This is a genomic window from Catellatospora aurea, assembly GCF_042663325.1.
Taxonomy (GTDB): Bacteria; Actinomycetota; Actinomycetes; order Mycobacteriales; family Micromonosporaceae; genus Catellatospora; species Catellatospora aurea.
Genome location: NZ_JBHTAC010000083.1, coordinates 1 through 12,331 on the forward strand (window position 1 = coordinate 1; position 12,331 = coordinate 12,331).

Genomic DNA, 12,331 nt, shown 5'->3' on the forward strand with positions numbered 1-12,331 from the left:
GCGGCGATCAACTACTTCCTGACCAGCCGCCTGCGGAGGTCCTGATGACTACCACGTTGACCCGTCCGGACCGCGCCGCCGAGGCCGCCGCGCCCGCGCCGTCGCGACGCTACAAGGGCTTCGTGGAGCGCCGTCCCGGCAAGCTCACCTACCTCGCCCTCACCGGCCTGGCGCTGTTCTCGGCGTTTCCGCTGTACTGGTCGTTCGTCGTCGGCTCGCACGACAACGGCATCCTGGGCCAGGTCCCGCCACCGCTCGGCCTGGGCCCGAACCTGTTCGAGAACATCGAGCGGGCCTTCGGCACGATCGACTTCGCCAAGGCGCTGGCCAACTCGTTCATGGTGTCGGGCGCGATCACGCTCAGCGTGGTGCTGTTCTCCACGCTGGCCGGCTTCGCGTTCGCGAAGCTGAACTTCAAGGGCCGCAACGCGCTGCTGGTCATGGTCGTCGCGACGATGATGGTCCCGACGCAGCTCGGCATCATCCCGCTGTACATGCTCATGGCCAAGATCGAGTGGACCGGCACCATGTACGCGGTCATCGCGCCGGGCCTGGTCAGCGCGTTCGGCGTGTTCTTCATGACGCAGTACCTCGGGGAGGCCGTGCCGACCGAGCTGATCGAGGCGGCCCGTGCCGACGGCTGCACCACGCTGCGCATCTTCTGGCACGTGGTCCTGCCGGTGTCGAAGCCCGCGGCGGCGGTGCTGGGCATGCTCACGTTCATGACGGCCTGGAACGACTTCTTCTGGCCGCTGGTCGTGCTCACCCCGGAGGACCCGACCGTGCAGGTCGCGCTGTCGGCGCTGGCCAGCGGTTACATCACGGACTTCTCGTTGTCGCTCACCGGAACGATCATCGCGACGGTCCCGTTGCTCATCGTCTTCGTGGCGCTGGGCAAGCACATCATCGGAGGCATCATGCAAGGGGCGATCAAGGGATGACCAGCGTTCTGCCACAGGAGATCGCCGCGCCCGTGCGGCTGTCCTTCCCCCAGGGATTCCGCTGGGGCGCGGCGACCGCGTCGTACCAGATCGAGGGGGCGGCGACCGAGGACGGGCGCATGCCGTCGATCTGGGACACCATGTCCCGCGAGCCGGGGCGGGTGTTTCGCAACCACAGCGGTGACGTGGCCTGCGACCACTACCACCGCTACCGCGACGACGTCCGCCTCATGTCGGAGCTGGGCCTGGGCACCTACCGGTTCTCGGTGGCGTGGCCGCGCGTCAAGCCCGACGGCTCCGGCCCGGTCAACCCGCGCGGCCTCGACTTCTACGACCGCCTCGTGGACGAGCTGCTGGCCAACGGCATCGCACCGATGGTGACGCTGTACCACTGGGACCTGCCGCAGGTGCTCGAGGACCACGGCGGCTGGACCAACCGGGACACGGCGCACTACCTGGCCGACCTGGCCGCGGCGACCATCGCGCGGCTCGGGGACCGGGTGGCGACCTGGACGACGCTGAACGAGCCGTGGTGCTCGGCCTTCCTCGGGTACGCCAGCGGCGACCACGCCCCCGGGCGGCGCGAGCCGAAGGCCGCCTACCTCGCCGCGCACCACCTGCTGCTGGGCCACGGCCTGGCCGCGCAGGCGCTGCGGGCCGGCGGCGCGCGCGAGCTGTCCATCACGCACGTGCTGACCCGGGTCGACCCGCAGAACCCGCACGACGCGCACGACCGCGACGCGGCCCGGCTCATCGACGGCCTGCAGAACCGGATCTGGCTGGACCCGGTGCTGCGCGGGCACTACCCGGCCGACATCCTGCCGCTGTTCGAGCGCTTCGGCGCCGCGGACGCGATCCGCGACGGCGACCTGGAGACCATCTCGACGCCGATCGACCTGCTGGGCGTGAACTACTACCAGCCGGCGCTGGTGCGGGCCAAGGTCGGCGCGGTCGGCCAGGCGAACTACCCGGGCAGCGAGGGTGTCGACTTCCCGCCGCAGGGTCTGCCGGTCACCGGCATGGACTGGCCGATCGACGCGACCGGCCTGTCGGACACGCTGGTCCGGCTGTCCCGGGACTACCCGGGCACCCCGCTGATGATCACGGAGAACGGTTCGGCGTACCACGACATCCTGGAGGGCGACCGGGTCGCCGACCCGGACCGGATCGCGTACTTCGACGGCCACCTGCGGGCGGTGCACAAGGCGATCGAGCGGGGCGCCGACGTGCGCGGCTACCTGGCCTGGTCGCTGATGGACAACTTCGAGTGGGCGTACGGCTACGACAAGCGCTTCGGCCTGGTCTACGTCGACTACGACACCCAGCGCCGGGTGCCCAAGGACAGCGCCCGCTGGTACACGCAGGTCATCCGCGACAACGGCCTGTGACGGGCCTGGTCTGAGCGCTGCCGTCCGTCGCGCTCAGCACAGGTGACGGTGGGGGGACGACCGTCACACGTGAACGCCCCGGCCCGCGAACCAGCGGGCCGGGGCGCCGTGCGTGCGGATCAGCGCTGCGGGACGTTCCACATCGCGGCGAAGCCCGCCGCCTCCCCGGTCAGCCAGCGGTCCACGTCGGCGTCCCTACCGGGCTCGCTGCGGTAGGCGATGCCCCGCCGCACGTCGACCAGCACCGGCTCGGCGTGCGGCAGGATCTGGTCCATGTTCGACCGCAGCAGGTGCAGCGTCGCCATGATCAGGTCGGCGGTGGGCGGCTCCTCGTCGAAGTGCAGCCGGACCGCCTCGCTGCGGCCGTCCTCGTAGCGCAGCCCGAAGTGGGCGCTGATGCGCACCGGCAGGTCGCCGATCATGGCGAGGGCGTCGTTGGTCTGCGTCAGCCGGCAGCCCTGCCCCTCGATGGACGTCAGGTAGCTGGCCGCTCCCGCCGTCAGCGACGCGTAGAGCCGCTGCCAGCGCGGATCGACCACGTCGTTGACCTCGACCAGGTGGGTGCCGGGTGTGTGCTGGTCGATGTCGGTCTTGAGCGCCTTGATGAGCCGGCTGTGCGGGTTGAACCCGCGCCCGGTCTCGCGCTGCTTGCGCAGCTTGCCGACGAAGGCGGCCTTGGCGGGCCCCGACCGGTCCACGTAGCGGGTGAACGCCAGCAGCGTGGCGTAGGGCAGCAGAGGCTTGGCGGGGGTGTCGGCGACGGTCGCTTGAGGGGTGGGCATGTCGGCTCCGTTCGCAGCTCAGCGATTATTTTTCGTACACACATTCTAATCGACGGGGGCGACATTTCCGTGCCCTCGCGCCCACCCGATCGGATGCCGCACGGACCCTCCGGTCGGCCACTGACGCGGTGTTGCGCGCGCCTGCACAATGTGTGCCGTGAGCCTGCTCAAACGCTTCACCAACTCGCCGAAGGCGCTGGTCGTCAGCTACCTGCTGCTGATCGTGGCGTCCAGCTGCATCTACTGGCTGGTCGAGGAGGAGAAGAGCCTGGGCGACGCGCTCTGGTGGTCCGTGGTGACCGCCTCGACCGTGGGCTACGGCGACACCTACCCGGAGACCTGGCAGGGCCGGGTGATGGCCGGAGTCCTGATCTCGGTCATGATCCTCTTCGTGATCCCGCTGATCACGGCGCACTTCGCGAGCAAGCTCATCGTCGACAACGACGCGTTCCAGCACGAGGAGCAGGAAGAGATCAAGAACCAGCTCCGCGAGATCCGCAGGATCGTGGAACGGCTGGCCCCGGCCGACGCCGAACGCGCCGGCGCCGCGCTGGACGCGGTCGAGGCGCGCACTGAAGGCAACGGCCACCGATAGCCGCGCCCCGGATGGGGGCCGGCTGCCGATGGTCGCCTGCTGGCAGTCGCCTGCCGGCGGTTGCCTGGCGGCGGTCGCCCGCCGACGGGCCTCGGCCCTGCGGCCCGGGTGCCGGAGCCGCGTCGGCGTCGACGTCGCCGATGGTCACGGTCGAGCAAGTACGCCGCGGGTAGCATCACGCCGGTGTGGGGGATGGCGGGCTATCGTCCGGTGCCGGTGACCACGGTCGCGGGCCTGCTCGACGCGCACGGCGACCGGTTGCGTTGGCTGGTCGGGCGCAGGCTCACCGGGATGCGCGGCCTCTGCTACCTGGGCGACGGCGAGCGGTGCACGACGCTGCCTGTACTGCTGGAGTTCGCGGGCGAGCGGCTGGAGTTGGCCGCCGAGGGTTTCGACCGGTTCTATGTGAGCCGCGACGAGCTGGTCGCGGACCCGCTGCCGGACACCGACGACCAGGACGACCCCGATCGGGAGGTCGGCTGGGCCGACCTCTGGCGTCCCGAGTTGGCGGTGCTGCTCGGTGCGACGGTCACCGCGGTGCGCGTGCTGGAGCACGACTTCCGCCTCACCGTGCCCGATGGCGGCCTGATCGAGGCGTGGCTGCTGGGCGGGCTGGAGCTGGTCCTCGATGACGGCAGTGCGTTGCTCGCCGTGAACAGCGTCGACGCGCTGGAGGTCACCGCCGGGGTGCCCGGCTCGGGTCCGTGGCGGCGGACGGAACTCGCGCTGCCCGGTCAGGACCAGCGGGCGCCCGACAGGTCCTGACCGGAAGCGGCGATCTCCGCGACGGGAGGGGTCCGCGTCGCATGGCGTGCGCTCTCCGGGCGCCGGCGTCGGTCTGCGAGGACCGCCGTCGGTGCGTGACGCCGGTGCCGCCGCCTCGGATCCAGGGGCGGCACCGGCGATGGAGAGCGCTCTCCACAGCGGAGATGTTACGCGGATGTTGCCGCTCGTCAATACCTGCGCTGAATCGGTCCGAATCACACTGTTCTCTGCTGGTTTCTGGTGCGCTTCGCTGGCGTACACCATGATTCGGTGGGTGTTCCGCCCGGTGCGGCGAGCGGTACTGATGGGGCAAAGTGGACGACGCATTGACGGATGTGCGGGCGCGGCGTAACACTGTTGGAGAGCGCTCTCCATCGTACTGCGGTGTCGAGACGCCATGCCCGTCGTCGGCCCCGTGGTGCGGACCGTCCGTCCCGGTTCGCCGCACCGCCCCGGTGTGACGAGCCCCCACCCTCCGGGAGATTCGATGACATCCATCGGCCAGAGCCGGCCGAGGCGCTCCAGGCTCGCGGGACTAACCGCTGCGGCCCTGCTGGCGTCACTGGTCACCGTGGTGCCCATGCAATCCGCCCAGGCGGCCGTCACCCTGCTCTCGCAAGGCAGGCCGGCCACCGCGTCCTCGACCGAGAACGGCGGCACCCCCGCCACCGCGGCCGTCGACGGCAACCCCGCCACCCGCTGGTCCAGCCAGTTCAGCGACCCGCAGTGGCTGCGCGTCGACCTCGGTTCCACCGCCGCGATCACCCAGGTGGTGCTGCAGTGGGAGGGCGCGTACGCGACCGCGTACCAGATCCAGGTCTCCGCCGACGGCAGCAACTGGACCTCGATCTACAGCACCACCAGCAGCACCGGCGGCACCCAGACGCTCAACGTCACGGGCAACGGCCGCTACGTGCGGATGTACGGCACCGCCCGCAACGGCGGCTACGGCTACTCGCTGTGGGAGTTCCAGGTCTACGGCGACAACGGCACCACGCCGCCGGCCACCGGGTACGTGCTCGCGAACCCGCAGGTCACCGGCGTGACACCGTCGACCTACAACCCGCCGCACGCCTACTTCCACGAGTTCCAGGCCAACTGCGGGTTCAGCCACGACCGGCCCGACGACCCGATCGTCTACCCCGGCCTGCCCGGCGCGTCGCACATGCACACGTTCATGGGCAACCGCACCACCAACGCGGCCAGCACGCTGTCCACGCTGCAGGCCGGCGGCACCACCTGCGTGGCCCCGGGCGACAAGTCCGGGTACTGGATGCCGACGATGTACAACGGCAACCAGGTCGTCACGCCGGTCGGGCCGCAGGTCATCTACTACAAGACGGGTGTCAACGACTACACCAGCGTCCGGCCGTTCCCGCCGGGCCTGCGCTTCGTCGTCGGCAGCCCGAACGCCACGGCCGACCAGTTCATGTTCGGTTCGGTCGAGGGCTGGGAGTGCGGCGAGAGCTACCACAACGCCGACTTCCCGGCTTACTGCCCGGTCGGCACCCAGGTGAACGTCCGCTACCAGGCCCCCAGCTGCTGGAACGGCCTCTACCTGGACACCCCCGACCACAAGAGCCACATGGCGTACCCGGTGAACCTGGTCTGCCCGGCCAGCCACCCGGTGGCGCTGCCGATGATCGAGTTCAAGATGGCGTTCCCGGTCAGCGGGGACATGTCGCAGGTGAGGCTGTCGAGCGGGCGGGGCTACTCGTTCCACTACGACTTCTTCAACGCCTGGGACCCGGCCACGCAGGCCGCCCTGGTCAACCACTGCATCCGCGGTGGCCTGCAGTGCAACGCCCGCGGCTATGACGAGACCCAGCCGGGTCGAGGCGCGGCGCTGAACGCGAACTACCAGCTCCCGTAACCCCACCACGGCCGGCCCCGACATGGCGGGGCCGGCCTCCGCTTCAAGATCGCCGGACTTGCCCGGCAACCGGGCGTATCGCGGGTCAAGATACGCACACCTGCCCGGCAAGTCCGGCGATCTTGCCGGGCGCCGAGGTGGTGGGTGGCACTCGGGGATCGGTGGGATCAGGGGGCGAGCGTCCGCCTGGAACACTGGTCGGCGTGCGTGTGGGGATCCTGGGGCCGCTGGAGGTGAGCCTCGCCGGGCAGCCGGTCGAGGTGGCCGGGGCCCGGCTGCGCGCGCTGCTGATCCGGCTCGCCGTCGACGCGGGCCGCACCGTGCCGATCAGCGCGCTCGCCGACGCGCTGTGGGGCGAGGCGCTGCCCGCCGACCCGGCCAACGCGGTGCAGACCCTGGTCTCCCGGCTGCGCCGGGCCCTGCCCGAGGGGACGGTCAGCTTCGGTCCCGGCGGCTACCGGCTGGAGACCGCGCCCGACGCCGTCGACGCGCTGCGCTTCGAGGACCTGGCCCGGCGCGGGCGCGCCGCGCTGACCGCGGGGCGGTACGAGGAAGCGGCCGGGCTGCTCGGACAGGCCTCGGCGCTGTGGCGCGGCGACGCGCTCGTCGAGGTCGCCGATGCCGGGTCCGCCGTCGCGGCGGCCGCCCGCTGGGAGGAGCTGCGGCTGCTCGCGGCCGAGGACCGGATCGAGGCGGAACTCGCCGTCGCCGCCCCCGACCGGGTCGTGCCCGAGCTGGAACGCCTGGCCGCCGACCAGCCGCTGCGCGAACGGCCGCGCGGCCTGCTGATCCGGGCTTTGCACGCATCGGGACGCACCGCCGACGCGCTGGCGGCCTACGAGGACTTCCGCTGCCGGCTCGCCGACGAACTCGGCGTGGACCCCTCGGCCGACCTGCGGCGGTTGCGGCTCGCGGTGCTGCGCGACGAACCGTCGGCGCGGATCCCGCCCGCACTCGCGGGTGGCACGGTCGCCCCGCCCGTGCAAGCTTCTGCCGGACTCGCGGGCGGTGACGTCGCCCTGTTCCCGCCTGCCCGCGGCGAGGCTTGCCCGGCCGCGCTCGCCGGTGGTGCTGCGCCGCTCGGCGTCGCCGGGTCGGGTCCGCAGTCACGCCGGGACAACCTGCGGGTCGCACTGACCAGCTTCGTCGGCCGGGCCGAGGAACTCGATCGGATCACCCAGCTGCTGGCCGCCGGCCGCCTGGTGACGCTCGTCGGGCCCGGTGGCGCGGGCAAGACCCGGCTCGCGATCACCGCCGCCGCGCGGCAGCGCGCCGACGACCCCGCGCTGCGCGTGTGCCTGGTCGAACTCGCGCCCGTCACCGACCCGCTGACCCTGGTCCAGGCGCTGCTCGGCGCGCTCGACCTGCGCGAGTCGGCGTACCTGGACAACGGGCAGCCCGCGTTGCCCCGTGACGCGATGACCCGGCTGGTTGACGCGCTGTCCGCCGAGGACGTGCTGCTGGTGCTGGACAACTGCGAGCACCTGGTCGAACCCGTCGCGGCGCTGGCCGAGGAGCTGCTCACCCGCTGCCCCCGACTGCGGGCGCTGGCCACCACCCGCGAGCCGCTGAACATCCTCGGCGAAGCGCTGTGCCCGGTGTCGCCGCTGGCCCTGCCCGAGCAGGCGGCGGACGTGGACGGCGCCCTGGCGTACCCGGTGGTGCAGTTGCTGCGCGACCGCGCGGCCGCGGTGCGGCCCGGCTTCACGGTGACCGGCGACAACGTCGCCGACGTGGTCGAGATCTGCCGCCGCCTGGACGGGATGCCGCTGGCCATCGAGCTGGCCGCCGCGCGGCTGCGGCACATGTCCCCGGCGCATCTGGCCGACCGGCTCGGCGACCGATTCCTCCTGCTGACCGGTGGCAGCCGCACCGCGATGGCCCGCCACCGCACCCTGCGCGCGGTCGTCGCGTGGAGCTGGGACCTGCTGCTGGAACCCGAACGGGTGCTCGCCGAACGGCTCGCCGTGTTCCCGGCCGGGGCGACCCGCGACAGCGCGGCCGGGGTGTGCGCCGACCGCCTGGTGCCCGCCGACGAGATCGGCGACCTGCTCGACGCACTGGTCGACAAGTCCCTGCTGCAGGTCGCGGGCGACGGCGAGCCCCGCTACCGGATGCTCGACACCATCCGCGAGTACGGCCTCGAACGTCTCGCCGACTCCGGTGAGCTGCCCCGGGTCCGAGCGGCGCACACGGCGTACTTCCTGGGCCTGGCCGAGCAGGCCGAACCGCACCTGCGTACGGCCGAGCAGTTGCACTGGATCGGCCTGCTGTCCGCCGAACGTGACAATCTACTCGCCGCGCTGCACGCCGCCGTCGACGCGGGCGACGCCGACACGGCCGTGCGGCTGGTCGCCGGACTCGGCCTCTACTGGACCGTGCTCGGCGCGAACGCCGAGGCCGCGAGCTGGCTCGGGCAGGCGCTCGCGGTGCCCGGTGAGTCTCCCGGCCCGCAACGCGCCCTCGCCTCGGCGTTCTACCTGATCAACAAGGCGGGTTCGGACGAGCCCGGCGACGGCACCGAGCTGATCAAGGAGATCGGCCGGGTCGCGAGCAGCCTAGACCCGGCCTGGGACCATCCGCTGCTGGCCCTGCTGGAGCCGGTCACCGCGCTGCTGACCGACGACACCGAAGCGGGCCTGGCCTCGATCGAACGCCGGCTCGCCCACCCCGATCCGTGGGTGCGCGCGATGCTGCGGATGTCGCGGGCGTTCATCGCCGACAACGACGGCGACGGCGACGGCATGTACGCCGACCTGCTCGCCGCGGTCGAGGAGTTCCGGCGGGTGGGCGAGCGCGGCGGGCTGTCCATGGCGCTGACCGCCCTCGGCGAGGCCAAGTCCAACCGCGGCGACTTCGACGGCGCGGTCGCCGCGATCACGGAGTCGATCGCGCTGGCCCGGGAGCTGTCCGGCACCGACGACACGGAGCACCAGCGGGTACGGCTGGCCATCGTGCGGGGGCACCGGGGCGAGACCGAGGCCGCCGAGCAGGTGCTGCGGGAGATCGCCGAGCACGGCTCGACCCGGTACGCCTGCGGTGCCCGGCTCGGCCTCGGTGACCTGGCCCGGCACCGGGGCGACCTCGACGCGGCCCGTGGGCAGTACCGCCAGGCGCTGGTGCAGCTCACCGACGCGGTGATGGCGTCGCCGCAGTTCCGCTCGCTGATCCTGACGTCGCAGGCGCACCTGTCCGTAGAGGTCGGGAATTTCGACGAGGCGGCCGCCTGCCTGGTCGAGGCGTACGCGAGTGCGCTGGCGGTGAAGGACATGCCCGTGGTGGCGCGGGTCGGGGTGGGTGTCGCCGACGTGTGGCGGGCCCGGGGCGACCGAGTGCGAGCGGCGCGAGTGCTCGGCGCGGTCGACGCGCTGCGCGGCAGCCGCGACCTGGCCAGCCCCGACGTCCTGCGCCTGACCGCCTGGCTCGCCGCCGACACGTCCCTCACCACCCCTTTCACCGAGGGCCGCCTCCTGGACCGCGCCGCCTGCCTCGACGCCGTGGACCCACACCACCTGTGCTGATCCGGGACCGCCGATCGCTTCGCGGAGTGCGGCCGGACCTAGATGATTTGTTGTCGCTGGGACGACAACAAATCATCTAGGTCGGCGTCGTGCTGACGGCGGCCGATGACCCACGCGATGGGAAGGGCACCTTCTACAACGCGGAGCGTTAAGAAGGTGCCCTTCCTTCGTCGGGGTCAGGTGCGGCGGCGGTAGGCGCGGACGGCGAGGGGGGCGAAGACGGCGAGTAGGGCCAGCGACCACAGCAGGGTCGAGGTGACCGGGCCGGCGATGGGGCCGCCGAGCATGAGGCCGCGGGCGGCGGCCATGACGTCGGTGACGGGGTTGAGTTTGACCCAGGCCTGGAGCCAGCCGGGCAGGGTGTCGGTGGGGACCATCATGTTGGTGCCGAAGGTCAGCGGGAACATGATCAGGAAGGAGATGCCCTGCACCGCGCCCGGCTCGCGGACCAGCATGCCGATCAGGACCGAGGTCCAGCTGAGGCAGAACGAGAAGACCAGTACGAGCAGGCAGGCGGCCAGACCGAGCAGGAGGCCGTTGCCGAAGCGGAAGCCCAGGGCGCTGCCGAAGCCGATCAGCACCGCCATCGCCACCACGAAGCGGATCACGTCGCCGGCCACCGCGCCGATGAGCGGGGCCGAGCGGGCGATGGGCAGGCTGCGGAACCGGTCGAAGACGCCCTTCTTGATGTCGCTGTTGAGGTTGACGCCGATGGCCGTCGAGGCGAACATCGCCGTCTGCACCATGATCGCGGGCAGCAGGAACTGCAGGTAGGCGTGCTGCGAACCGGCGACCGCGCCGCCCAGCAGGTACACGAAGATGACGACGAAGATGACCGGTTGCAGGGTCACGTCGAGCAGCTGCTCGGGGGTGCGGCGGGTCTTGGTGAGGCTGCGTACGGCCAGTGCGAGGCTGTGCCGGACCAGGCGGAACGGGCGGCGGGCCGGGGCGGTGGCGGGCACGGCCGGGGCGGGCGGGGTGAGGGTGGTGGTCATGCGCCGGCCTCCTGACGGCCGTCGGCCCCGTGGCCGGTGAGGGTGAGGAAGACCTCGTCGAGGCTGGGCAGGCGCAGTGACAGCTCGGTCATGGTCACGCCCGCGGCGGCGAGGCGGCGTACCGCCTCGGTGAACGCGGTGTCGTCGGGCACCGGCACGGTGAGCACGCCGCGGCTGGGGGACTCGGGCCGGTGTCCGGAGACCTCGTGCAGGATGCGCTCGGTGTCGGTGAGCCGGGCCGGGTCGGCCGGGCGCGCGGCGACGGTCTGGCCGCCCACGATGCGTTTGAGGTCGGCGGGGGTGTCGTGGGCGATGACGCGGCCGTGGTCCATCACCGTGATCTCGTCGGCGAGCGCGTCGGCCTCCTCCAGGTACTGCGTGGTCAGCAGGACCGTGGTGCCGTCGGCGACCAGGGCGCGGACCATGTTCCACACGTCGTCGCGCTTGGCCGGGTCGAGGCCGGTCGTCGGCTCGTCGAGGTAGATCACCTTGGGGTGGCCGACCAGGCTCGCGGCCAGGTCGAGGCGGCGGCGCATACCGCCGGAGTAGGTGCGGGCGGGGCGGCCGGCCGCCTCGGTGAGGTCGAACCGGGCCAGCAGCTCGGCGGCGCGGGTCCGGGCGTCGGCCGTGCGCAGGTCCATCAGGCGGCCGATGAGCACGAGGTTCTCGGTGCCGGTGAGGTCGTCGTCGACGGAGGCGTACTGGCCGGTCAGGCCGATCCGGCGGCGTACCTGGTCGGCGTCGCGGACCACGTCGTAGCCGCCGACCACGGCCCGGCCCGCGTCGGGGCGCAGCAGCGTGGCGAGCACACGTACCGCCGTGGTCTTGCCGGCGCCGTTGGGGCCGAGCACGCCGAGCACGGTGCCGGGGCGGGCGGCGAGGTCGACGCCGGCCAGCGCGGTGGTCTTGCCGTACCGCTTGACCAGGCCCTCGGCCTGGAAAGCGTAGGTCATGATCTTTTCCTTCCCTGGTCCACGCGACCAGGGTGGGCGGGGCCGCTGTCAGGGCACGCACAGCCCGCGCACACCTTGGGGGCACGCCGCCGCGGTGCTACCGTCGACAGCCCCCGAACCCCGAGGTCAGCCCATGTCCCACCGTTGCGGCAAGCACGTCCTCCTGTCCGCCCCCGCCTCGCCGCGCTCCGGCTGGATCGCCTGCGCGGTGCACCGCATGGGCGACACCCAGCTCGATCACCTCTTCGGCCGCATCGTTGGCCTGGAGTTCCACGGCGAAGAGGTCCTCGCCTTCGGCTGGATCATCCACCACGCGATGCTCGACGACCCCCACACCGCCTGACCCGTCCGACCTCGAGCCGCCGCCGACATCGGCCTGCAGTTTCGGGGAAAGTGCAGGGATGAGCACGCGGATTCGTGCGCTTTCCCCGAAACTGCAGCAGCCCGCGTGGCGGAGTGCGGCACGAGCGACCCAAAGGGCCCTGCCCGGGGCGGTTCGGTCAGGAGGCGTACGCCTC

The 12,331-nt window shown here is 72.0% G+C and carries 10 protein-coding genes; 7 read left to right on the top strand and 3 right to left on the bottom strand.

What is annotated here, in order from left to right; all coding sequences use genetic code 11:
- Window positions 1-44 precede the first annotated feature (44 nt).
- On the top strand, window positions 45-941 hold the full coding sequence (locus tag ACFQO7_RS37280) for a carbohydrate ABC transporter permease (protein ID WP_360540522.1): 897 nt from the start codon (window positions 45-47) through the stop codon (window positions 939-941).
- Window positions 938-2,329: a GH1 family beta-glucosidase gene (locus ACFQO7_RS37285; protein ID WP_376810810.1), complete on the top strand. Its 1,392-nt coding sequence runs from the start codon at window positions 938-940 to the stop codon at window positions 2,327-2,329. The genes ACFQO7_RS37280 and ACFQO7_RS37285 overlap by 4 nt, the downstream gene beginning before the upstream one ends.
- A 119-nt stretch (window positions 2,330-2,448) precedes the next feature.
- Here the strand turns inward: ACFQO7_RS37285 and ACFQO7_RS37290 are convergent, their stop codons facing one another.
- A complete protein-coding gene (locus ACFQO7_RS37290) occupies window positions 2,449-3,111 on the bottom strand; it encodes a hypothetical protein (protein WP_376810811.1) in 663 nt (220 codons plus the stop codon).
- Between the two features lie 157 nt (window positions 3,112-3,268).
- On the opposite strand from ACFQO7_RS37290, the gene ACFQO7_RS37295 reads away from it, so the two are divergent.
- From ACFQO7_RS37295 to ACFQO7_RS37310, 4 genes are all read left to right on the top strand, one after another.
- Window positions 3,269-3,706 (top strand): potassium channel family protein, encoded by a 438-nt coding sequence (locus ACFQO7_RS37295; RefSeq protein ID WP_376810812.1) that lies wholly within the window; start codon window positions 3,269-3,271, stop codon window positions 3,704-3,706.
- A 192-nt stretch (window positions 3,707-3,898) separates the two neighbouring features.
- Complete coding sequence (locus ACFQO7_RS37300; protein ID WP_376810813.1) at window positions 3,899-4,471, top strand: hypothetical protein; 573 nt, start codon at window positions 3,899-3,901, stop codon at window positions 4,469-4,471.
- A gap of 580 nt (window positions 4,472-5,051) precedes the next feature.
- On the top strand, window positions 5,052-6,344 hold the full coding sequence (locus tag ACFQO7_RS37305) for a DUF1996 domain-containing protein (RefSeq protein ID WP_376810814.1): 1,293 nt from the start codon (window positions 5,052-5,054) through the stop codon (window positions 6,342-6,344).
- Window positions 6,345-6,547: 203 nt separating this feature from the next.
- Window positions 6,548-9,865: an AfsR/SARP family transcriptional regulator gene (locus ACFQO7_RS37310; RefSeq protein WP_376810815.1), complete on the top strand. Its 3,318-nt coding sequence runs from the start codon at window positions 6,548-6,550 to the stop codon at window positions 9,863-9,865.
- A gap of 176 nt (window positions 9,866-10,041) precedes the next feature.
- On the opposite strand, the gene ACFQO7_RS37315 is transcribed toward ACFQO7_RS37310, so the two are convergent.
- Together ACFQO7_RS37315 and ACFQO7_RS37320 are read right to left on the bottom strand one after the other, a co-directional pair.
- Window positions 10,042-10,860, bottom strand: coding sequence for an ABC transporter permease (locus tag ACFQO7_RS37315; protein ID WP_376810816.1), 819 nt, complete (start codon window positions 10,858-10,860; stop codon window positions 10,042-10,044).
- Window positions 10,857-11,813: an ATP-binding cassette domain-containing protein gene (locus tag ACFQO7_RS37320; protein ID WP_376810817.1), complete on the bottom strand. Its 957-nt coding sequence runs from the start codon at window positions 11,811-11,813 to the stop codon at window positions 10,857-10,859. The genes ACFQO7_RS37315 and ACFQO7_RS37320 overlap by 4 nt, the downstream gene beginning before the upstream one ends.
- Window positions 11,814-11,946: 133 nt before the next feature.
- Between ACFQO7_RS37320 and ACFQO7_RS37325 the strand changes: the two genes are divergently transcribed.
- Window positions 11,947-12,156 carry a hypothetical protein gene (locus tag ACFQO7_RS37325; protein ID WP_376810818.1) on the top strand — a complete coding sequence of 70 codons (210 nt, stop codon included), beginning with the start codon at window positions 11,947-11,949 and terminating at the stop codon, window positions 12,154-12,156.
- The last annotated feature ends 175 nt before the right edge of the window (window positions 12,157-12,331 follow it).

Excerpts from the sequence above, each read along its gene's own strand:
- ACFQO7_RS37285 (WP_376810810.1), top strand. The coding sequence starts at position 938 with ATGACCAGCGTTCTGCCACAGGAGATCGCCGCGCCCGTGCGGCTGTCC.
- ACFQO7_RS37290 (WP_376810811.1), bottom strand. The coding sequence starts at position 3,111 with ATGCCCACCCCTCAAGCGACCGTCGCCGACACCCCCGCCAAGCCTCTG.
- ACFQO7_RS37315 (WP_376810816.1), bottom strand. The coding sequence starts at position 10,860 with ATGACCACCACCCTCACCCCGCCCGCCCCGGCCGTGCCCGCCACCGCC.
- ACFQO7_RS37320 (WP_376810817.1), bottom strand. The coding sequence starts at position 11,813 with ATGACCTACGCTTTCCAGGCCGAGGGCCTGGTCAAGCGGTACGGCAAG.
- ACFQO7_RS37305 (WP_376810814.1), top strand. The coding sequence starts at position 5,052 with ATGCAATCCGCCCAGGCGGCCGTCACCCTGCTCTCGCAAGGCAGGCCG.
- ACFQO7_RS37300 (WP_376810813.1), top strand. The coding sequence starts at position 3,899 with ATGGCGGGCTATCGTCCGGTGCCGGTGACCACGGTCGCGGGCCTGCTC.
- ACFQO7_RS37325 (WP_376810818.1), top strand. The coding sequence starts at position 11,947 with ATGTCCCACCGTTGCGGCAAGCACGTCCTCCTGTCCGCCCCCGCCTCG.
- ACFQO7_RS37280 (WP_360540522.1), top strand. The coding sequence starts at position 45 with ATGACTACCACGTTGACCCGTCCGGACCGCGCCGCCGAGGCCGCCGCG.